The organism is Paenibacillus sp. FSL R5-0810 (assembly GCF_038002285.1).
Taxonomy (GTDB): domain Bacteria; phylum Bacillota; class Bacilli; order Paenibacillales; family Paenibacillaceae; genus Paenibacillus_AQ; species Paenibacillus_AQ lactis.
In genome coordinates, this window is record NZ_JBBOCF010000001.1 from 2,997,407 (window position 1) to 3,018,375 (window position 20,969).

At 52.7% G+C, this 20,969-nt stretch carries 21 protein-coding genes and 1 other annotated feature; of the genes, 1 reads left to right on the plus strand and 20 read right to left on the minus strand.

The features are described 5' to 3' along the window. Positions 1–101: 101 nt before the first annotated feature. From MKX76_RS13640 to lspA, 3 genes are all read right to left on the minus strand, one after another. On the minus strand, positions 102–254 hold the full coding sequence (locus MKX76_RS13640; RefSeq protein ID WP_007129489.1) for an RAxF-45 family protein: 153 nt from the start codon (positions 252–254) through the stop codon (positions 102–104). 188 nt (positions 255–442) lie between these two features. After that, the gene (locus MKX76_RS13645; RefSeq protein WP_251536967.1) at positions 443–1,411 is read right to left on the minus strand and encodes an RluA family pseudouridine synthase; all 969 of its coding nucleotides are present in this window, start codon (positions 1,409–1,411) and stop codon (positions 443–445) included. After that, positions 1,411–1,920 (minus strand): signal peptidase II, encoded by a 510-nt coding sequence (gene lspA, locus MKX76_RS13650; protein WP_007129487.1) that lies wholly within the window; start codon positions 1,918–1,920, stop codon positions 1,411–1,413. Before lspA ends, MKX76_RS13645 begins: the two co-directional genes overlap by 1 nt. A gap of 221 nt (positions 1,921–2,141) precedes the next feature. On the opposite strand from lspA, the gene MKX76_RS13655 reads away from it, so the two are divergent. Then, positions 2,142–2,882 carry a TraR/DksA C4-type zinc finger protein gene (locus MKX76_RS13655; protein ID WP_007129486.1) on the plus strand — a complete coding sequence of 247 codons (741 nt, stop codon included), beginning with the start codon at positions 2,142–2,144 and terminating at the stop codon, positions 2,880–2,882. Positions 2,883–2,972: 90 nt separating this feature from the next. On the opposite strand, the gene MKX76_RS13660 is transcribed toward MKX76_RS13655, so the two are convergent. From MKX76_RS13660 to murB, 17 genes are all read right to left on the minus strand, one after another. Continuing rightward, positions 2,973–3,314 carry a DUF5665 domain-containing protein gene (locus MKX76_RS13660; protein WP_007129485.1) on the minus strand — a complete coding sequence of 114 codons (342 nt, stop codon included), beginning with the start codon at positions 3,312–3,314 and terminating at the stop codon, positions 2,973–2,975. Positions 3,315–4,167: 853 nt separating this feature from the next. After that, positions 4,168–7,257 (minus strand): isoleucine--tRNA ligase, encoded by a 3,090-nt coding sequence (ileS, locus tag MKX76_RS13665; RefSeq protein ID WP_341033964.1) that lies wholly within the window; start codon positions 7,255–7,257, stop codon positions 4,168–4,170. Positions 7,258–7,322: 65 nt separating this feature from the next. Then, positions 7,323–7,602: a binding site (T-box leader), on the minus strand. Between the two features lie 64 nt (positions 7,603–7,666). Further along, the gene (locus tag MKX76_RS13670) at positions 7,667–8,161 is read right to left on the minus strand and encodes a DivIVA domain-containing protein (RefSeq protein WP_007129483.1); all 495 of its coding nucleotides are present in this window, start codon (positions 8,159–8,161) and stop codon (positions 7,667–7,669) included. A 172-nt stretch (positions 8,162–8,333) separates the two neighbouring features. Then, positions 8,334–9,116, minus strand: a complete 783-nt coding sequence (locus MKX76_RS13675) for a YlmH family RNA-binding protein (RefSeq protein WP_341033965.1) — start codon at positions 9,114–9,116, stop codon at positions 8,334–8,336. 6 nt (positions 9,117–9,122) lie between these two features. Beyond that, positions 9,123–9,398, minus strand: coding sequence for a YggT family protein (locus MKX76_RS13680; protein ID WP_341033967.1), 276 nt, complete (start codon positions 9,396–9,398; stop codon positions 9,123–9,125). A gap of 8 nt (positions 9,399–9,406) precedes the next feature. Beyond that, on the minus strand, positions 9,407–9,853 hold the full coding sequence (locus MKX76_RS13685) for a cell division protein SepF (protein ID WP_007129480.1): 447 nt from the start codon (positions 9,851–9,853) through the stop codon (positions 9,407–9,409). A gap of 2 nt (positions 9,854–9,855) precedes the next feature. Further along, on the minus strand, positions 9,856–10,545 hold the full coding sequence (locus tag MKX76_RS13690) for a YggS family pyridoxal phosphate-dependent enzyme (RefSeq protein WP_341033968.1): 690 nt from the start codon (positions 10,543–10,545) through the stop codon (positions 9,856–9,858). 8 nt (positions 10,546–10,553) lie between these two features. Further along, complete coding sequence (gene pgeF, locus MKX76_RS13695; RefSeq protein ID WP_341033969.1) at positions 10,554–11,411, minus strand: peptidoglycan editing factor PgeF; 858 nt, start codon at positions 11,409–11,411, stop codon at positions 10,554–10,556. Between the two features lie 110 nt (positions 11,412–11,521). After that, positions 11,522–11,863, minus strand: coding sequence for a YlmC/YmxH family sporulation protein (locus MKX76_RS13700; RefSeq protein WP_028406598.1), 342 nt, complete (start codon positions 11,861–11,863; stop codon positions 11,522–11,524). A 161-nt stretch (positions 11,864–12,024) separates the two neighbouring features. Further along, positions 12,025–12,807: an RNA polymerase sporulation sigma factor SigG gene (gene sigG, locus MKX76_RS13705; protein ID WP_007129476.1), complete on the minus strand. Its 783-nt coding sequence runs from the start codon at positions 12,805–12,807 to the stop codon at positions 12,025–12,027. Positions 12,808–12,884: 77 nt separating this feature from the next. After that, positions 12,885–13,607: an RNA polymerase sporulation sigma factor SigE gene (gene sigE, locus MKX76_RS13710; protein WP_007129475.1), complete on the minus strand. Its 723-nt coding sequence runs from the start codon at positions 13,605–13,607 to the stop codon at positions 12,885–12,887. Positions 13,608–13,751: 144 nt separating this feature from the next. Continuing rightward, the gene (gene spoIIGA / locus MKX76_RS13715) at positions 13,752–14,768 is read right to left on the minus strand and encodes a sigma-E processing peptidase SpoIIGA (protein WP_341035042.1); all 1,017 of its coding nucleotides are present in this window, start codon (positions 14,766–14,768) and stop codon (positions 13,752–13,754) included. A 390-nt stretch (positions 14,769–15,158) separates the two neighbouring features. Then, on the minus strand, positions 15,159–16,277 hold the full coding sequence (gene ftsZ / locus MKX76_RS13720; RefSeq protein ID WP_007129473.1) for a cell division protein FtsZ: 1,119 nt from the start codon (positions 16,275–16,277) through the stop codon (positions 15,159–15,161). A 57-nt stretch (positions 16,278–16,334) separates the two neighbouring features. Next, positions 16,335–17,618: a cell division protein FtsA gene (ftsA, locus tag MKX76_RS13725; protein WP_007129472.1), complete on the minus strand. Its 1,284-nt coding sequence runs from the start codon at positions 17,616–17,618 to the stop codon at positions 16,335–16,337. A gap of 213 nt (positions 17,619–17,831) precedes the next feature. Next, positions 17,832–18,587: a cell division protein FtsQ/DivIB gene (locus tag MKX76_RS13730; RefSeq protein WP_007129471.1), complete on the minus strand. Its 756-nt coding sequence runs from the start codon at positions 18,585–18,587 to the stop codon at positions 17,832–17,834. A 58-nt stretch (positions 18,588–18,645) separates the two neighbouring features. Next, positions 18,646–19,929 (minus strand): UDP-N-acetylglucosamine 1-carboxyvinyltransferase, encoded by a 1,284-nt coding sequence (gene murA, locus MKX76_RS13735; protein WP_007129470.1) that lies wholly within the window; start codon positions 19,927–19,929, stop codon positions 18,646–18,648. 16 nt (positions 19,930–19,945) lie between these two features. Continuing rightward, positions 19,946–20,851, minus strand: coding sequence for a UDP-N-acetylmuramate dehydrogenase (gene murB / locus MKX76_RS13740; protein ID WP_007129469.1), 906 nt, complete (start codon positions 20,849–20,851; stop codon positions 19,946–19,948). Positions 20,852–20,969: the final 118 nt, after the last annotated feature.

The following is a 20,969-nucleotide window of genomic DNA, read 5'->3' on the forward strand; positions in this document are numbered from 1 at the left end:
GAATCCGTATTTTGGAGAAGACCTCGCCCGGAATGCAAAAAGGTCCCGCAGAGCAAGCTCCGCGAGACCTAAGGATACTAAACAGCCCGATTAATCAGGCTTCATCCGTACAGGCAGGCAGGTGACTTCTCGATGGTGAATTCCGTATGCTTAAAAATGGACAGACCTCTCCCGTTGTCGGAAAAAGCATGAACAATGCCAGCCATTGCCATAGGTAGCTGGCTAATACGGTTGTTCACCATCTCGATATTCATCCTGCCTCACCTCCTTCATTCAAGTTATCGACAATATACCATATTGCCAAATGATAGCGCAAGTCTGTGTATGAACGGCTGCCCGACTAGGGTAAAAAGCCTGGACACTGACCCCGGCAGCGTCTGTACTGTCATTGACCTTTTGAGCTTTTTTGGGAGCACCGCAGGAACCAACAAAAAAAGAACCGCTAACGGCTCTTTAAAATCGTCAGCAGTTCTTCCATGTCCTCCGGCATAGGTGCCGAGAACTCCAAATATTGTCCGCTTGCAGGGTGGACGAAGCCGAGCACGGCCGCATGCAGCGCTTGTCCGTTCAGCTTGATTCCCTTGCTCTTGCCATATACCGGATCTCCAACAAGGGGATGGCCGATATATTTCATATGCACCCGGATTTGGTGCGTTCTCCCCGTCGCCAGCTTCAGCTCGAGCAGGCTGTAATCGCCGAATCGCTCAACAACGGTAAAGTGCGTCACCGCATGCTTGCTGTTCCGGTCCGTGACCGTATACATTTTGCGATCCTGCGGATCCCGGCCGATCGGCGCATCGATCGTTCCCTGATCGTGGCTGATGTTGCCATGCACCAGTGCGAGATAGCGCCGGTTCACGCTATGCTCCTTCAGCTGGGCGGCCAGAGACGCGTGCGCCTTATCATTCTTGGCGGCCATGATCAGCCCTGTGGTGTCCTTATCGATCCGATGGACGATCCCCGGACGGAGCTCGCCGTTAATGCCGGATAGATCCTTGCAGTGATGCATCAGTGCGTTCACCAAGGTCCCTGATACATGGCCGGGGGCCGGATGAACCACCATCCCTCTTGGCTTGTTGACCACGATAACGTCACGGTCTTCATATGCAATGTCGAGCGGAATATCCTCCGGAACAATCTCGACGACCGATGGGGCCGGTATGGTCAGCGCAATCCGGTCTCCTTGGCTTACCTTGTAATTGGCTTTCACCGGCGAATCATTGACTAGGACATGCCCATCGGCAATCCACAACTGGACCTGAGATCGCGACACATCTTCAGCCAGTCCATCGGTGATGTATTTATCGATCCGGGTCTTGGCGGACTCGGCGTCGACGATCCATTCCTGAACGTCCTGCTCCTGCTCGTCCGAATCTACCACATGATCTGTACGCTGCCCGTCCTGCAACATTACTCATTCCCTTCCGTGCCAGAAACTTCTCTTGATGTATTGAGCTTATTGAGCTTCTCCCGTCTTCCATCCAGAATGGTATCCAGAATAATCAGGCCAACGCCAATCACGATACAGGAATCGGCAATGTTGAATATCGGGAAGGTGTAGCTGCCGAAATTGAATTGCAGAAAATCGACAACCTCGCCCATCAGCAGACGGTCGATAAAATTCCCCAAGGCACCGCCGAGCACAAGCGCAAGCGCTGTCGGCAGCAATTTGCGGCCTTCCTTCGTCATTTTGCGCAGATACCATACAATACCGGCCACGACAGCTATCGTTACGACGATAAAAAACCACAGCTGGTCCTGTAGAATACCGAATGCGGCTCCACGGTTCCGGCTGGATGTAATCAAGAAGAAATTGCCGATAACCGGGATCTGCTCATACATTTCCAGCCTCGAGGCGATCAGATATTTAGTGCCCTGATCGATAAGAAACATTACCAATGCAATCAAATAATATACCACTCGTTTATGTCACTCCGATCTTTACATCTGCCGGTTCGTCCCCGAGTCGACAAGCTCCCCGCAGGACCGGACAGTAACTCGTCTTATTGTAGCACAGGGGCTCGGACAACGTCCATTCCTCTCCAATGGGGTGAACATTTTCCGTCAGTAAAACGAACCCACACAGCGCACTATATAGGTAAGAACAAGAAGGTCAACTTCGGACCGGAGAGGAGCCTAACATGTCGCATCTTACTCAGGAACAACTAAGGACCCTGCAGCAGAAACTGATGGAACGGAAGGCTGAGCTCGAATCACGGATGGTACACAACGACCAGCATGGGCTCGGCGAATCGGAGCGGGATAATACGGGCGAGTTATCCCATATCGACAACCATCCCGGAGACTTGGGCACCGAGGTCTACGAAAGGGGGAAGGACCTTGCGCTTCAGGACAGGGTGGATCTTGAGCTGCAGCGCGTCATTTTCGCGCTAGAAGCCATCCATCACGGGCGATACGGTACTTGCGAGACCTGCGGTCAGCCGATTCCGTATGAACGGCTTGAAGTGCTTCCCGATACCAAATATTGCGTCGAGCATACACCGAAAACGGAAATTTCCAGAGACCGCCCGGTTGAAGAAGAGGTGCTGGCTCCCGCCTTCGGCAAGTCCAGCATGGACGAGCATGAGTATGCGGCCTTCGACGGCGAGGACGCCTGGCAGATCGTTGAGAGCTGGGGGAACTCAAACTCGCCTGCTTTAGCGGAAGGGAATAATATTGACAGTTATAACGAAATGGATATTGAGCATGAGGATGATTTGGGCGGTTTTGTTGAAGTGTATGAAAACTTCGTGGCCACCAACATCGACGGGTCGGAAGTGTTCATCGTCCGCAGTCCGCAGTACATCGACTACCTGAATCGGGGCGAAGGAAGCTACCTGCTGGATCCTCATGCGGAGTCCGACGACGATTCGCTTATCTAATTGCTCGTGAGCGGGACCGGCAGCAAGCTTACGGAATACCTCTGGCTGCCGGTCTGTACATACGCCCAAGCCTCCTAAATGCCCGCCGCCTTATCGAAGCTCCAGCTGCCGCTGCACAATGCGCACAATATCCGCTATATAGTCCCCGATAATCGGGAGATTTAGCGCACCAAGGGCTTGAAGCACATAAATGATCGTAGCGGCGAAAAATGTAAACCCAAGCGCAATTCCCACCCCGCGTGCCGTCCCCGCCAGCAAGTTGGTTCCGATCAGCCGCCATGGCCGATTTAGAAGCTGCGTATAATCCGCGATCCTCGACTTTTCAAGCTGCTGTGCGATATCCGTAAGCATCCGGTGGATGGCGTTCAAGCGCTCCTCCTCGTTCATTTCCGCATGCTCCGCTGGATCCTTCGTATCCTTGCGTTCCGCCATGACACCGCTACCTCCTTATACACTGGACAGCCTCGGCTATTGCGGGCTTAGTCGTTTCCCTTTTTCCCAAAATAGTGCATAACATGCTCGTCGTATTCGTCGCATCCCACAAAAAATACATGGATAGTATACGTCCGCTGCAACCGTATCATTCTTCAAAGATTGCCGGCAGCGAACCAAAACAAGAGGTTACTTCTGGAGGGGAAAACCGCCTTCGTTGTTCGAGCAAGTCCCTTTTAGGTACTTCTGGTGCGCAAACCGCCCTCTCTGACCGGAACAAGTCCCTTTTAGGTACTTCTGGTACGAAAACTGCCCTCTATGGAACGAGCAAGTCCCTTTTAGGTACTTCTGGTGCGCAAACTGCTCTCTCTGACCGGAACAAGTCCCTTTTAGGTACTTCTGGTACGAAAACTGCCCTCTCGGGAACGAGCAAGTCCCTTTTAGGTACTTCTGGTGCGCAAACTGCTCTCTCTGACCGGAACAAGTCCCTTTTAGGTACTTCTGGTGCGGAAACCGCCCTCTCTGACCGGAACAAGTCCCTTTTAGGTACTTCTGATACGGAAACCGCCCTCTCTGGACCAAACAAGTCCCTTTTAGGTACTTCTGGTGCGAACAATCGCTCACATTTGCCCAGTTCAGCCAATACAAGTTCTTTTAGGCTCCAATATAAAAAAGACCATGGAGGCCGCTTTGCCGCTCCATGGTCTTGTCGTTCTTATAAAGATTCGCGTTCAGGATTATAAGCTCTTGGCGATACTGCCCTGTCTTATTGATCCGAATTTAAGCAATCATCCCGAATTTCGTAATCATCCGGAATCTCGCAATCATCAGGACTTTCGCCTTCATACCGGATTTAAGCAATGGAAATCCCGATTGTCTTTCCACCGAGCTCAACCCGTTCCATATCGCCCGCTTTGCCGAAATGCAGCTCATTGACGAGCACATTCTCGCGCAGCACTTGTTCGAATGCCGTAATCGCCGCCTTCAGTTCCTCATCCGTATCCAGCGTCAGATCGACACGCTTCTCGATCGCGAGGTCCAGCTTCTTCCGGGTATCCTGCACGGCCCGCACGACCTCGCGCACCCAGCCTTCCTGCTCAAGCTCAGGCGTAATGTCGGTGTTGAGGGCTACCGTCAATCCATAGCCGGACGCGGAAGCGAAGCCTTCCTTCGCTTTTTTCTCGATCAGCAGCTCTTCCGACGTAATCTGCAGCTCTTCCCCATCCGGCGAAGTGACGTTCACGCCGCCGTTCTGAACGACCGCACGCGTTTCATCGCTGCTCATGCCCTTCAGGAAGCCTTGCAGGAAGCCGACATTTTTACCGTACTTTTTGCCCGCCACCTTCAGGTTCATCTTCAAGGTAAAATCAACAAAGCCACTGTCGCTCGTTTCCACGATGATTGACTTCACATTGATTTCGTCCTTGATGATCGCCTCATACCCGGCAAGATCAAATTGACGATCCATCGAGATAATCAGCTCGGAGAGCGGTTGACGTGTCTTAATGCCGGTCTCGTTGCGGACGTTGCGGGCAAGCTCGACGATCTGTCTTGCCGTCTCCATGTCCTGCTCGAGCGACTTGTCGATCAGCGCTTCGTCCGCTTCAGGGAAGTCGGCCAAATGCACGCTCTCTCCGCCGCCAAGGTTTACGAAAATATCCTCTGACAGCATCGGCGTAAACGGAGCCATCAGTTTGGCAACCGTCAGCAGCACATGGGTCAGCGTTCCGTAGGCGGCCAGCTTATCTTCACCGAGGCCGCTGCCCCAGAAGCGGTCCCGCGAACGACGGATATACCAATTGCTCAGCTCATCGACAAACGCTTCGATCGCTTTCGCCGCATTCAAGAAGTCGTTCACCGACAGCCCTTTGTCCACGACTTGAATCAAGCTGTTCAGGCGGGACAGAATCCAGCGGTCGAGCTTGTTGTCCGAGCCCTTGAATGGATGCTCCGCCGGATTGTAGCCATCGATTCCGGCATACAACGTCAGGAAGGCATGGGTGTTCACAAGGGTATCGATGACCTTCGACTTGGCTTCCCCTACGATGCCCTTGGAGAAGCGTTTGCTGTTCCATGGCGCACTGTCGGCAAGCAGTGCCCAGCGGAACGCGTCGGTGCCGTATTCCTCGATGATTTCCCAAGGATCGATGACGTTTCCTTTGGATTTGGACATTTTTTGCCCGTTCTCGTCCAGGATATGCCCCGTAGCCATAACCGCCTTATATGGCGCCTTGCCCGTAAACAGCGTCGATACCGCGAGCAAGCTGTAGAACCAGCCCCGTGTCTGGTCAATCCCTTCGCAGATCATATCGGCAGGGAACTGCTGCGCGAATTTCTCGTTATCCTCGAACGGATAATGGTACTGCGCGAACGGCATCGATCCACTGTCAAACCAGACGTCGATCACTTCGGAGGTCCGTTCCATGACGCCGCCGTCGCAATGCGGGCATTTCACCTTGACTTCATCCACGTACGGCTTGTGCAGCTCCAGATCCTCGGAGACCTCGCCTACCGCTTGGGCACGAAGCTCCGCGATGCTGTGCGGCGCAAATTGTCCGTCGCATGTTCCGCACACCCACACGTTCAGCGGCGTTCCCCAATACCGGTTCCGGCTGATATTCCAATCCACCAAATCCTCGAGGAACTTACCAAAACGGCCTTCGCGTACATGGCCAGGATACCAGGTCACCTCGTTGTTGTTGGCGATGAGCTGATCCTTCACCGCGGTCGTTTCGATAAACCAGCTTTCCATTGCATAGTAGAGCAGCGGCGATTTGCAGCGCCAGCAGAACGGATAGCTGTGCTCGTACTTCTCTTTGCTGTACAGCAGCCCCTTCTCCGAAAGGGTCTTCACGATGTCCAGATCGCAATCCTTCACGAAGCGTCCGGCAAAATCCGTGACCTCGTCCGTATACCGTCCCTGACCGTTTACGACGCTTACGAAGCGTATGCCGTTCTCACGGCATACGCGGTAGTCGTCTTCCCCGTGGGCCGGAGCCATGTGCACGATCCCCGTACCGCTTGCATCCGTAACAAACGATGCTCCGACAACGATATTCGCCTTCTCGGCCTTCACATAGGTGAAAGGAGGTGTATAAGATTGGCCGACCAGCTCGGAGCCTTGGAGCGTAGACAGGACGGTGTACTCGCCCTTCATGACGTCTTCCACCAGGTTTTTCGCCACGATGTAGATGCCGTCCTCCTGCTGGACACGTGCATATTCCATATTCGGGTTCACCGCAAGCGCGACGTGGGATGGCAGCGTCCATGGCGTCGTCGTCCATGCAAGGATATACTCACCGCTGTCATGCAGCTTGAACTTCGCCGTTGCACTCAAATCCTTCACATCTTCATAGCCCTGGGCCACTTCGTGGGAGCTCAGCGTCGTCTGGCAGCAAGGGCAGTACGGGCTCACGCGGTGGCCGCGGTACAGCAGCCCCTTGTCATGAATCGTCGCCAAAATGTTCCATACGCTCTCGATATAGTTGTTCTCCAGCGTAATGTAAGGGTGGTCCAGATCGGTCCAGTAGGCAATCGCTTCAGTCAGCTCGCGCCACTTATGCTCATATTCGAACACGCTGGCCTTACATTTCTTGATGAACGCCTCTACGCCGTAATTCTCGATCTCCTGCTTGCCGGAAATGCCGAGCTGCTTTTCAACGCCCAATTCAACCGGAAGCCCGTGCGTATCCCAGCCCGCTTTGCGGACAACATGGTAGCCCTTCATCGTTTGGTATCGGCCTACGAAATCCTTGATTACCCGGCCTAACACATGGCCGATATGCGGTGCACCGTTAGCTGTCGGCGGCCCTTCATAGAAAACATAGTTCGGCTTGCCCGCCCGGAGCTCGATCGACTTCTTGAACGTGTTCTCCTTATTCCATTTGTCGAGGATGCGAAGCTCTCTGGCCCGCGCCTTCTCTTTCACGTCTACTCTGTTCATTGCAGATCTTCCTTTCACTAATGTGAGTAAAGTTCCTCAAGGGAATAAAAAAAGGCCCTCATCCCGAAAGGGACGAGAACCTGTTCTCGCGCTACCACCCTAATTCCGCCCGCAAACCCAGCCGTGAACGACTGTCCCGGGCGACACCTCAATGTCCATGCCTATAACTACCGGCATGGTCCGATATAACGTTCGGCGGACGGCTCAGCTTACGCACGTTACGATAACGCTTCAGCTTCGCTTCTCCGGGATGATCTTCAGCCCAGGACTGACCGCCGACTCTCAGCAAATGCCGGCTCTCTGAAGGACAATTCCTCTGCCTACTGTTCCCATCAACAAATTTTCATCATAATCAAGAATATGATATTAGTTATAGACGACTTCAGGGGAAAAGTCAAGGCCGCCCCGCCTAGTACACCTCTTTAGGCTCCAGGCTCGGTTCGCGGCTTTCTAAGGTCTCCCATCCGTCCTGCTTCAGCAGCTCCAGCTGCGCCTCCACAAGAGAACGGAACCGGGTGCGGTAGATCGACGCCTGCTTCTTGAGCTCTTCTACTTCCAACGCAATTTTACGGGATTTTCCGAGCGCCTCGTTAATGATCCGGTCCGCGTTCTTCTCCGCTTCCTTCACGATAAGCTGCGCTTCCTTCTTCGCATTATTCTTTACCTCATCGGCAGCCTCTTGGGCTACGATGATCGTCTTGGACAAGGTTTCTTCGATGTTGGCGAAATGATCCAGCTTCTCCTGCATCGCCATCAGCTGATTTCCGAGCTCTTTATTCTCCCGAATGACGCTCTCGTAATCTTTAATGACCTGGTCCAAAAACTCGTTGACCTCGTCCTCATCATAACCGCGAATTCGACGGGCAAATTCTTTGTTATGTATATCAAGCGGTGTCAATGGCATGGTGTGCACCTCCTAAATATATGGGCCTCACAAGACGGTTTATCCGCTGTATAAGCCAGACCACCCGTCCATGAGGACAATAGCGGTCATTCTGATTTATCGGCAATTCATTCCGCATTTTGAATGTACGTCCTAAATGATTTCGACAAAAAAACGGCAATTCCTTCAAAGGTCAGACATATTTACCAACCTTGACACGGTACCGCCCTTTCTTCGTCAGGCCGCCGATCTCCAGTACGGCAAATCTGCCCATTCCCTGTATGGAGACGACATCGCCTTCTTTTAAATTGGTTGACGGATCCTCTTCTACCTTCCAGTTCACCCGGCACCGTCCGGCTTTGATCGGAACGACGATCTTCGTCCGGCTGATCCGGTGTGCATCACTGGCAATGCCGTCGAGTCTAAGCGAGGACACCGTAATGTCCATCGTTTCAAGCTTCGTCTCGGCTGCCTGCAGCTTGTCCATCGGCAGAAGCTCAGTCATCACATGCACTCTGTGCACCTGGCTCAGGTTCAAATTCAGGAACGAGCCGATCTCCTCCGATACGACGGCATGGCATCCGCTTTCGATGACATGAATATCTCCAATTTTCGAACGCTTGATGCCGAGGCCGAGAATCGAGCCCATATAATCCCCGTGCTCGAGCTCCAGCAGCTTCTGATCTCCCGACGTGATGCTGAGCACCTTGATTTTGAAGTCTTCGCCGTCCAGCTCGCGGTAATCGGGCGCAATGATTGCGCGTACCCGCTCGGCATCCGCATAGCCGCCCTCAAAAGCGGCATGGACGTCAGGGTGCCGGTTCACCAGCGTCTCCAGAATGAAGCGTTGGCGAGGGTCGAGAAAGTCCGTAAGCTTCACCTCATGATACTGTCCTGCGTTGACGACCCATTCCCAGGCCCGATCGACGAACTCGCGCTCGTCTTGGTGAAAATGCTCATAGATGCCCGGTTTCATCGTTCGTCACCTGCTAAGAAAGAATTCCAGAATAGCATAAACTCCCTGCTGCGCTAGCTGCAGGACGAATAATGCAATGATCGGGGAGATGTCGATCATGCCCATGATCGGCGGGATAAACCGGCGAAACGGGGACAGATAAGGCTCCACCAGCTTGCCCAGGAGCTCCCCGACAAAGCTCTCCCTCACATTCGGAAGCCATGACATTAACACATAGATCAAAATCATATAAAAATAGATTCGGAACAGCGTACTTACGATTTGGTAAATTTCCACTGACAAAGTCTAGATCACCTCATTCTAGTATAGTCATGCTCATCTGCCAATATCTCTGAGATGGAGCCCTGGATTTCAACCGTATCCGGGGTGCACAGAAAAATATTGCCGCCTACCTTCGATATGCCTCCGCTCAGCGCGTACACCGTCCCGCTAAGAAAATCGATGATGCGCAGCGCTTGATCGTTGCGGACGCGCTGCAGGTTCACGACGACGGTCCGGAAGGATCGGAGATGATCTGCAATCTCCTGTGCTTCATCATATGAACGAGGCTCGACTAATACTACCTTAACATTCTTCTGGGAATGGATGCTTACGATATTGCCGCCCTTTTGGCTTTTGCGCTGCTCGAACGGCGTCGGCTCCACCGGCTCGTCCTGTGCGGCAAGCACTTCGCGTTCCACAACCTCTTCCTCATCCTGCAGTCCCAAGAAATTCATAAACCGGTTCATCACGCCCATCCTCACTCCTCCTCTTTCCCTACTAAAATCGAGCCGAGACGCACCCAGGTCGCCCCTTCCTCAACAGCCACTTCAAAATCGTTTGACATGCCCATAGACAATTCCGTCAACGGCTCCTTCGTCAGCGCCTGCCGGTTCAGCTCATCTCTTAGTTGTCTTAAGCCGCGGAATACGGGACGCGTATGCTCCGCCAATGATTCGTATGGAGCCATTGTCATCAGTCCGATGACCTTTACATGGGACAAATCCGCGATCCCCTTCAAGAAATCTGCCGCTTGCTCAGGAGGAAGGCCGTATTTCGATTCCTCGCCCGAGATATTCACCTGCATGAACGCAGATACCTGAAGATCCAGGGCTGCAGCCCTCTTGTTAAGCTCCTTCGCCAGCGATAAGCGGTCCAGTGAATGGATATATTGAAATTTATCGATCACGTCTTTGACCTTGTTCGTCTGGAGATGGCCGATAAAATGCCATGTACCGCGGTCTCCAAGGGCCTGCCACTTGTGCTGGGCATCCTGCCAGCGGTTCTCGCCGATATGCCGGAGCCCCTGATCCAGTACCGAAGCTGTCGTGTCCAAGGAGACATACTTCGTTACGGCGATGACATGGACCTCACTCCGGTCTCGGCCGCTGCGTGCGCATGCCTCCGTGATGCGCTGTTCTACCTGATCGATACGTTCCTTCAAACTCAAGGGACGACTCACCTCTTTCTCATCCCGATCCAGCTTGCCATACGACCTGTCGTTCCCCCGTCCTTGCGATACGAGAAGAACAAGTCGTTATTACAGCTTGTACACCATGTTGTACATTCGATATGTTCCGCCAATATTCCTGCTTTAATCATAATGCGTCTGTTTATTTCTTTCAAGTTCAGCATGTATTTCCCGTTTCCCTTGTCGATATACATGGCAGATTGCGGGTTCTCCTCGGAATCCTGCGGCGAGAGGAACAGCTCCCTTACGCGATCCATGACGCGATCATCGACCTCATAGCAGCAGGCTCCGATCGAAGGGCCGATCGCAGCCCGGATCTGGCTCGGATCGCTGCCGTATTCGCTTGCCATCGCGCTGACCATGTTCCCGGCAATGCCGGCCACCGTACCCTTCCAACCGGCATGTGCAAGACCGACCGCCTCTGTAGCCGAGTCCCAGAAATACAGCGGCACGCAATCCGCGTAGAAGGATGTCAATAGAATTCCCGGCACGTTCGTGACCAGTCCATCCGTATCCTGAAAGGCAGAATCACGGTCGAGGCTGCCTCTTCCCCGATCCACTGCCCGGACAATCGCGACATCCCCGCTGTGGACCTGCTCGCCGCACGTCCAATCTTCCAGGGAAAAGCCAAGCGCTCCGGCTATCCGCCTCCGGTTCTCGATGACATGCTCGGGAACGTCCCCTACGTGAAATGCCAAATTCAGGCTGTCATAGGGCTTCACGCTGACCCCGCCATGCCGTCCGGTAAAACCGGCGGTGAGCCTCCCGTCCGGCGCACCGCGCTCCCAGCTTTCCAGCACAAACCGCCCGCATTCCGGCTGATGTTGTTTTACGAAAGGTTCCATCGAATCACTCACCTCTATCCCAGTGTAACAGAAAACGCAGCCCGGAGACACCGCTATCCGTTGCTGCATTTACAAATGGATTCGATAATCCATTATTCTTTCTGACATGTTCAAAAATTTCTTCTGTCATGCCCGTTCGGCCGGTCCAAATATTCCACTGCGCCCTCTTCCTCCGGCACGCGTCTAAGCTCCTCCATCTTGACCAGGACAACGTCCGATCCGATCTTTACGATATTGCGCCAAGGAATGATCAGATCGCTTCCGCCCCCGAACAACCCCATAAACTTTCCATAGCTGGGTACCACAATCGCCTCGATTCGCCCTTGACGAAGGTCAAGCTCGAGATCGCTGATCTGGCCGAGCCGCTTCCCGTCGATAATATTAATAACATCCTTCGTTTGAAAATCGGATATTTTCATCTTTTTCCCCACCATCTGATTATCTGGTATCATCCGCATCACACCTTAGATGTATTTAATCGAGCCTCCATCAGAGCCCCTGGAATCCCTTGGTATACTATATGAGCAAGTACGCGTAAAATAGCTTATTTTCATTAAAAAAACGATCCCGTAAATGGGGATCGTTATGTTTTGGGTTTGATAGCGGTACAACTTTAAGTTTTTACATGCTTCTGCATTTGCTTGATTGCTGACTTCTCCAGTCTGGACACCTGCGCCTGCGAGATGCCGATTTCATCGGCGACCTCCATCTGGGTTTTCCCTTCATAGAAACGCATGGACAAAATCATTTTCTCGCGCTGTCCGAGCTTATGCATCGCTTCCCGGAGCGCGATTTCCTCGATCCAGGAAATATCCTTGTTCTTGTCGTCGCTAATCTGGTCCATCACATAAATCGGGTCGCCGCCGTCATGGTAGATCGGCTCGAACAAGGAGACAGGATCTTGAATGGCATCAAGTGCAAATACAACATCTTCCTTGGGCACGTTCAGCGCTTCGGAAATTTCAAAAATGGTCGGTTCGCGCGAATTCGCATTCGTCAGCTGGTCTCTGACCTGCAGCGCCTTGTAGGCGATATCACGCAGGGAGCGCGAGACGCGAATCGGATTGTTATCCCTTAAGTAACGGCGTATTTCTCCGATAATCATCGGTACGGCATACGTGGAAAATTTTACGTTTTGCGACAAATCGAAATTGTCGATGGCTTTCATCAGACCGATGCAGCCGACCTGAAACAGATCGTCAACAAATTCCCCCCGATTGTTAAAACGCTGGATGACGCTGAGGACCAGCCTCAAATTTCCATTCACCAATTTTTCTCGAGCTGACCGTTCGTTGTTCTGCTGCAGATCATGGAACAGCTCCCTCATTTCCACATTCGTCAAAACCGGCAGCTTCGACGTATCCACACCACAAATTTCAACTTTGTTTCGCGTCATGATGACTAACCTCCCAAGGAGAAACATTACTGTACATTATCTCCGAGGGGGGTTATTTTATTCCTTGCCTTTTCCAGTTACACCATCTTGTTGAATTCCTTCCGGAGCCGCTTTATAATTCTCTTCTCCAATCGGGAAATGTAGGATTGCGAGATGCCAAGCAGGTCGGCAACGTCCTTTTGCGTCTTTTCCTCCCCGTCCTGGAGGCCGAATCGAAGCTCCATAATCATCCGCTCCCGGTCGCTCAGCTTATCCAGCGCCTTTTGCAGCAGCTTTCGGTCAACCTGCTCCTCGATGTTGCGGTAGATGGTATCATTCTCGGTGCCGAGCACGTCGGAGAGCAGCAGCTCATTGCCGTCCCAGTCAATATTGAGCGGCTCGTCAAAGGAAACCTCGCTCCGCGTTTTATTGTTGCGCCTCAAATACATCAAAATCTCGTTTTCGATGCAGCGGGAGGCGTAAGTGGCCAGCTTGATTTTTTTCTCGGGATCGAATGTATTGACCGCTTTAATCAATCCGATGGCGCCGATCGACACCAAATCCTCGATATTGATGCCCGTGTTCTCGAATTTGCGGGCAATATACACGACAAGACGAAGATTGCGTTCGATCAGCATGGCCCGGGTTGCCGCATCGCCTGACGGCAGCTTTTTCAGCAGGTATTCTTCTTCCTCTTTCGTAAGCGGAGGCGGAAGGGCCTCGCTTCCTCCGATATAGTAGATTTCCTGACTTTTCAAGCCTAGCAAAAACAATACGCGATAATATTGAAGCTGCAGCGCTAATCTCCATTTTACGGGCATCTCTTATCCTCCTAAAAGTTTTCCTGATGGGAAACGAACGTTTGATACTATGCCTGCGGGCTTTCCCGAAGGGAAAACGGACATGAATCATAGGTTTCATAGAAAGCGGTATACACCCAAGTTTTCAAAGACTCCTTCATAAGCTCATCCTGCCGGCTTGGCTTGCTCCGGTCCTGCACCATGGGTGCTCCCTACCGCTGCCGCCGCATCTGCTGCGGCATTCGAAGAAGTATTCGGAGTTCCCTCACCTTCCGTTAGCGCCGGGTGGATAATAGCCCGATAGGCTCTGTCCCCGGACAGGGTGCCTCCGTCTAGACCGATCAGTACTTTGGTAGTCGTATATTCGATGCCGCCGAGCTCAATTCGGACTGCATCCGGTTTCAAGGCGAGCATGAAGGCTGCTCCGCGGTTCACGCCGCGATAAGGAACGAGCCGCAGGCGATCCTGCCATTCAAATTCCTCCATCCCCAGATCCATAATCAGCCGGTCAGGCTCTCCTTCTACCAGCCGCTTGCTCCATCCCTCCGGCAGGAACGATTCCCAGAGCGAGGCCTCCATGACCATTACGGGTGTACGAGTCAAAGGATCGCTGAGCTGATTGCCGGTATCCAGTAGGCCTCTGCAGCTTATTTTCACGCTTCCGATCCAAACCGTTACCTCTCCCAGGAGCGTTTCCCTGCTCTCCATTTTGCGTTTCGTGGTCTGAACGGCCTTAAACCCGAATACAACTACAAAAAAGGTAATACACGCAGCCCAAAACCCCACTTTCAGCTCGAACGATAATCCCCCGGTTGCCGTATACCATATCCTGCTAAACAGCTCCCCCGAATTCTGAACCAAATAATGAACGCCGATAATTCCCCCGGCCGCAGCGAAATTGACCATGTAAAAGGCGCCTAAATGGTGAATATAGCTTTGCAGGCTGGTAAAGCCGAATGCGATCCACAGCATCAGCAGGGACAGTCCAAATTTGATCAGAAAGGTGTACAGAAAGGAAAGCTCCGGGACAAACATCATGACGACATAGAGAGCCCCTGCCGCGGATGACAAGGCAAGCCTCCACCACTTGAGCTTGGTCCTTCGCATCCAGGCCGTCAGCGCCAGCAGGACCCCGTCAATCAGCAGGTTCACGATAAAAATCAGATCGATATAAACAACCAGGATCTTCACCCGCCTAGTCTGAATTCCTTTTTCGCTCTTTGTTCGCTCGGATGCGTCTGTTCTTTTTCAAGGCTTTGGGAGATGCTACTAGTATAAGAAGAATAGGGATCAAAGTCTGTCTAAACCTGTGGGCCGTTCGCAGACTTTTTTTGTCGATGGAGGGCAGTTTTTAGAGACAGGGGAACGGTGCACGGGAAGCCCGCCCCGCCAATGCCGGGTGAACGGCGTTACAAGCTGCTCTGGGACGGCGCTTTGAGCCGGATGATCTCGTATAAGCGATATTCGCGAAAGTCTGACACTGGAGGGCTCTTCCTAAAACTTGCGGCGGATTTCATAACAAAAAAAACCTGCGCTTTAGCCGCAGGGGCAACAAGCGCAGGCTTATTCGTATTAATCATTATTACGCGAACGATTGCGAAGGAATGTAGGAATATCAAGCTGGTCATTGGTGCTCTGATTCCCGAATGGTCTCAGATTCACATTGCCCTTGTCGGAGGCCGGCTGCTGTTCGCTTTGCGGCATCGCTGGGCGCCGTCCCGGCGGTGTCGGCATCGGCTTGCTCTCAAAACCGGTCGCAATCACCGTTACCTTGATTTCTTCCTTCATGCTATCATCGATGATGGCACCGAAGATCATGTTCACTTCCGGATCCGAAGCGGAGGTTACGATCTCGGCCGCTTCATTGACCTCGTACAAGGAGAGATTGTTTCCTCCGGTAATATTCATGATGACGCCGCGTGCGCCCTCGATGGACGTTTCCAGCAGCGGGCTCATGATGGCCTTGCGGGCCGCCTCGGATGCGCGGTTCTCGCCGGTCGCCATTCCGATTCCCATCAGGGCCGATCCGCGTTCTGTCATAATCGTCTTCACGTCGGCAAAGTCGAGGTTGATGAGACCCGGTACCGCGATCAAGTCGGAAATACCTTGAACCGCTTGGCGGAGAACGTTGTCCGCTTCACGGAACGCTTCCAGCATCGGAGTCTTCTTGTCCACAATCTCGAGAAGCCGGTCGTTTGGAATGACAATAAGCGTATCCACCTTCTCCTTCAAAGCCTCGATGCCCAGCTCTGCATGAGAGGAACGCTTGCGTCCTTCAAATGTGAAAGGGCGGGTTACGACGCCGACCGTCAATGCTCCGCATTCCTTAGCGATTTCAGCAATGACAGGAGCAGCTCCGGTACCCGTGCCTCCGCCCATACCGGCGGTCACGAATACCATATCCGCACCTTTTAAGGTGTTCATAATCAAATCGCGGGATTCCTCAGCGGCTTTTTTGCCTACTTCCGGGTTGGCGCCGGCTCCGAGTCCTCGAGTCAGCTTGTCCCCGATTTGCAGCTTGTGTTCGGATTTAGCAAGATGGAGCGCTTGGGCATCCGTATTTACCGTAATAAACTCAACGCCCTGCACGCCGTTTTCAATCATTCGGTTGACGGCATTGCTTCCGCCGCCGCCAACACCGATTACTTTAATTTGAGCTAAGCTCTCCATTTCGAAATCAAATTCCAACATCTATTCCATCTCCCCCTCAATGTGCGTGGATGGCACGTCCACAGTCAAATGAATCCGCTATATAAACTCGCTGAACATTTTTTTCAAGCGTTCAATAAATCCCGGCTTCTGGCTGGTCTCCTGAGTTGCTGCGACAGGATTTTGCGGCTTAGCGCGGTTCACCGGTTTCTTGCTATTTCCGCTGTTGCTGCTTCCTCCTGCACTGCTGCGCACTCGGACATTCCGGATTGCATTATGGAGGATGCCGACTCCGCTGCAGTATCCCGGATCACGCACGCCGATAAAATCGGGAACGGCAATCCGAACGGAAGTCGCCAGCTCGTTCTGTGCCACCTGCAGCACACCAGGCATGGACATCGTGCCCCCGGTAAGTATATAACCACCCGGAAGCTCATTGTAACCCAGGCGTTTGATTTCCTGACGCACCAGCTGGAATATTTCCTGAACCCGAGGCTCGATGATGGCGGCCAGGTCCTCTTGGTTAAACTCCTTGTCCACATTGCTTCCGATCCTCGTTACTTTAAACGTAACTTCAGGCGCAGCGCTCTCCATGAGCGCACAGCCGTATTTCAGCTTGACCTTCTCCGCCTGATCGGTTAACGTCCGCAATCCGTACGCAATGTCATTCGTCACGAAATCTCCGCCTACCGGCAGCGTGGAGGTCGCTGCAATGCTTCCCTCTTCAAACACCGCAAGCGTCGTTGATCCTGCGCCTACGTCCACGAGCACCGAGCCCATCGTCTTCTCGTCCTTCGAGAGAGCCAATTGGCCGGCGCCTAGCGGAATCAGCACAAGATCCTTGACCTTCAAGCCTGATTTCTCCACGCATCGGAGCAGATTATGTATTGCCGTCTTCGCGCCGGTAATGATCGTCGCTTCAACCTCAAGCCTTACACCAATCATGCCACGAGGGTCGGAGATTCCTTCTAACCCGTCTACTACGAATTGCTTTGCCACCACATCGATTATTTCCCGATCGGGAGGAAGCGCCACAACCTCCGCGGCTTTCAGCACGCGGTCGATGTCTTCTTCCCCAATCTCGCGATCCTCGTTCGATACTGCCACAACGCCGTGGCTGGATTGAAGTCCGATATGATTACCGGATATGCCGACATATACTTCGGATATTTGAATACCGACCATACGCTCCGCATGATCAACAGCGTTGCGAATGGATTGTACGGTCTGGTCGATATCTACGATTGCACCCTTACGAATTCCCTCCGAGTCGGCAGATCCAACTCCAATAATATTAAAGGTTCCATTATTAACTTCCCCAATAATAGCACGAACTTTGGATGTACCGATGTCCAAACTAACAATGATGTCATTGTTGCTCAAGCTCTGGCACCTCCTGTTTAACAAAATAAAGTCGTCATTCAAGATTTACATTTTTACTTATTCAACATGGAAGGGGCTATCCCTCTTTTTTCTACATTATTTTTACTGCCAACATTTACTATTGAGAGCCGTAAAACACATAAAATATAAATGAGAGCCCAATGTTGTCAATACTTTCAATTGTACCATTTATTCCTACGCCTGAGTAGGGGGTTATTCCCCTTCCGGAGCCTCTTCTTCAACTTCTTCCTCGAAAGGCACGTAGGAGTCAGCTTCCAGCATCGTTATGATACCCGGCTGTTCCAATTCCGTCACTTGATTGAGATACTCCACCTTATCCCGAAGCAGCGAAATGGAGGTGATGACTTCGAACTTGGAGCGCGTGTACAGCTTGATCCTGTCCGGGAAGGAAAGCGTGGGCGAAGGCATAATCTCCGAAATGTCGGAGGTCATGCTGCTCGGTATTTCGGCCAGCACCTGGCTGAGCTTCGCCTTGTTCGGATCGGCCGGGTCCCACTTGGTCAGAATCGGCTTTTCTACGGCGATTCCGCTGGCCGCAACGGGAACCGAAGTCCCGCTGGACAGGATAGCTTGAAAATCGCCGTCGGCGGACAGCTCATAGGCGACTGTAGGATACTCGGTGATCACGATGCTGATCTCGCCGGGAAAGCTCTTATTCACCTCAGCGGATTTAATCGTGCCGAGCTCGGCTAATCGCTGCTTGACCTCATCGGGATCGACTCCGAAATACTGCTCTCCGATCCGGAGTCCGCTTTGCTCCATCAGCTGCTCTTTGGTATTCAGTGTATTGCCCTTGATTTGAATCTCAGAAACCTGGCTGATCGGCGAGCGAAAGAATAGAATCGTCAGCAGGGCTATGAACAATAGCAGCAGAATCCATATAATCTTTCTCGCCGCCCTCGGTTTGGGCTTGTCCTGTTTCAGGACAGGTATATGAGTATTAGACATATCCTCTCTCTCCATAAAGACCTGCCACCCCCTCCGCAAGGAGGGGATGACCAGGACCTCAATTGGCTAAATCAAGCGGCTTCGGTACGGAAGTCTGGCGGTAAATACGCGCTCCCAAGCCTTGGAACATGTTTTCAATCCGATCATAACCGCGGTCGATGTGGTGCACTTGCTCAACCACCGTCGTCCCCTGCGCAGCCAATCCGGCGATGACTAGAGCCGCACCTGCCCGCAGGTCGGTTGCCTCTACGGTCGCTCCATAAATTCGCTGAACACCGCGTATAAAGGCATAGTTCATATCCGTGGAGATATCGGCTCCCATCCGGGAAAGCTCCTCCACATGCTTAAATCGTCCTTCAAATACCGTTTCTTTCATCACGCTGAAACCATCCGCTACAGACAGCAGCACCATCACCTGGGACTGCAGGTCGGTAGGAAAGGAAGGGTACGGCGAAGTCACGATTCGTTCCACCGCTTTTGGACGGCTCATGCAGCTTATGTTTATTATATCATTGCATACACTGGTTTGAACACCGGCGCGCTTCAGCACATGCATAAGGGAGGTCAGATGGGACGGATTCGTCTTCGTCAGCGTTACGCTCCCCCGGGTGACGGCAGCGGCGATCATAACGGTTCCCGCCACGATCCGGTCGGGAATAATCTCGTATTCGCAAGGCGTCAGGCGCTCCACGCCGTGGATCGTAATGGTATCGGTTCCCGCTCCGATGATGTTAGCACCCATTTTGTTCAGAAAATGCTGAAGATCCTGAATTTCCGGTTCCCTTGCGGCATTCGAAATGACCGTTGTGCCGTGCGCCGTTGCCGCTGCCATCATGATATTCTCGGTTGCTCCGACGCTGGCAAAATCCAGGTGAATATCCGTTCCGACCAACCGGCTGGCTCTGCAATGGATTTTATCGCTGCTTTCCTCGATTTGCGCACCCAGCGCCTGGAGCCCTTGCAGGTGAAGGTCGATCTTCCGCTCCCCGATCGCGCAGCCGCCTGGCTGATAAATGGTAACTTCACCGAAACGGGCCAGCAGAGGTCCCATCAAGAAGATGGAGGATCGCATCTGCTTCATTAAATCTTCCGGGACATGAAACGAATTGGCAGACGAGGTATCCACGGTAACCGTCTCCAGCTCGTGCTTGCATTTGGAACCGAGACGGCTGAGAATGCTGAGCATCACTTCAATGTCCAGCAGATGCGGGACGTTGCTTAATTTCACGGTCCCCTCTGCAAGCAGACTTGCGGCCAAAATAGGCAAAGCTGCATTTTTCGCACCATGGATACGTATGGTTCCTGATAGGGGCCTTCCACCCTCAATCACCAATTTGTCCAATGTATCACCTCCGAGTTTACCGCTCGCCTAGAACATACACCTCGGGTACCATATGAATTCCGTTCTTCTTCGCAATGGTCTCCTTGATATGCTCAATCAAGGCGAGCACGTCCTCTGCTGTCGCTTGACCGGTGTTTTCGATGAAATTGGCATGCTGCAACGAAATTTCCGCCCCTCCGATCCGCAGCCCCTTAAGACCCGCTTCTTCGATCAACCTCGCGGCATGGTCGCCGGGCGGGTTGCGAAATACACTGCCTGCCGTTGCCGATTGGAGCGGCTGCGTGCGCCGGCGGCGGTCCTTATAGGAAGCCATCCGAGCTGAAATTTCTTTGCGGTCCCCATACTGGAGCTCAAATACCGCTTCCGTCACAATCCCTTTTCGTTCGTGCAGAATGGAGTGCCGGTAATCGAACGCCATATCTTTGGTAGCATACGTAACCAATTCCCCTGTTTCCAGTACAATGTCAGCGGACTTAAATATGCGTGACACATCAGACCCGTGAGCGCCTGCATTCATGTAAACGGCCCCTCCGACCGATCCTGGGATGCCTCCGGCGAATTCAAGACCCGATAATCCTTGTTTCCCGGCCAGAACACTGAGCTTGACGAGCGACAGGCCGCCGCCTGCCGTCACCGTCTCCCCCTCGAAACGAAACTCCTCGAAGCCCTGACCCAGCTTGATCACCGCTCCCCGAATGCCCTTATCGGATACCAGCATGTTCGAGCCGCGTCCCAGTTGTGTCCAAGGAATGCGATGGGCATGGAGAAGGGCGACCAGCTCAGCGAGCTGCTCTTTATTCTCGGGAACAACTAGGCAATCGGCTGGTCCGCCTATTTTCCAAGTTGTGTATTTGGCCAGCGGTTCATTCCATAAGACGGCTCCGACATTGGCTTCAGATAGTAGCGATTTCCACTGCTGCATTGTAAATAAACCTCCCTTGACTTTCAAAACAAAAGGCCATTCCCCCGAAACTGGCGGGAAGATGGCCGCTGTCTGTAATGCCGGCCTCATGGGTGTGTCACGATTATAGAGTATCTTA

Coding starts and splice junctions, on each gene's coding strand:
- MKX76_RS13640 (WP_007129489.1), bottom strand. CDS start 254: ATGAATATCGAGATGGTGAACAACCGTATTAGCCAGCTACCTATGGCA.
- MKX76_RS13645 (WP_251536967.1), bottom strand. CDS start 1,411: ATGTTGCAGGACGGGCAGCGTACAGATCATGTGGTAGATTCGGACGAG.
- MKX76_RS13655 (WP_007129486.1), top strand. CDS start 2,142: ATGTCGCATCTTACTCAGGAACAACTAAGGACCCTGCAGCAGAAACTG.
- MKX76_RS13660 (WP_007129485.1), bottom strand. CDS start 3,314: ATGGCGGAACGCAAGGATACGAAGGATCCAGCGGAGCATGCGGAAATG.
- ileS (WP_341033964.1), bottom strand. CDS start 7,257: ATGAACAGAGTAGACGTGAAAGAGAAGGCGCGGGCCAGAGAGCTTCGC.
- MKX76_RS13670 (WP_007129483.1), bottom strand. CDS start 8,161: ATGCCATTGACACCGCTTGATATACATAACAAAGAATTTGCCCGTCGA.
- MKX76_RS13675 (WP_341033965.1), bottom strand. CDS start 9,116: ATGAAACCGGGCATCTATGAGCATTTTCACCAAGACGAGCGCGAGTTC.
- MKX76_RS13685 (WP_007129480.1), bottom strand. CDS start 9,853: ATGGGCGTGATGAACCGGTTTATGAATTTCTTGGGACTGCAGGATGAG.
- pgeF (WP_341033969.1), bottom strand. CDS start 11,411: ATGGAACCTTTCGTAAAACAACATCAGCCGGAATGCGGGCGGTTTGTG.
- MKX76_RS13700 (WP_028406598.1), bottom strand. CDS start 11,863: ATGATACCAGATAATCAGATGGTGGGGAAAAAGATGAAAATATCCGAT.
- sigG (WP_007129476.1), bottom strand. CDS start 12,807: ATGACGCGAAACAAAGTTGAAATTTGTGGTGTGGATACGTCGAAGCTG.
- sigE (WP_007129475.1), bottom strand. CDS start 13,607: ATGCCCGTAAAATGGAGATTAGCGCTGCAGCTTCAATATTATCGCGTA.
- ftsZ (WP_007129473.1), bottom strand. CDS start 16,277: ATGTTGGAATTTGATTTCGAAATGGAGAGCTTAGCTCAAATTAAAGTA.
- MKX76_RS13730 (WP_007129471.1), bottom strand. CDS start 18,587: ATGTCTAATACTCATATACCTGTCCTGAAACAGGACAAGCCCAAACCG.
- murB (WP_007129469.1), bottom strand. CDS start 20,851: ATGCAGCAGTGGAAATCGCTACTATCTGAAGCCAATGTCGGAGCCGTC.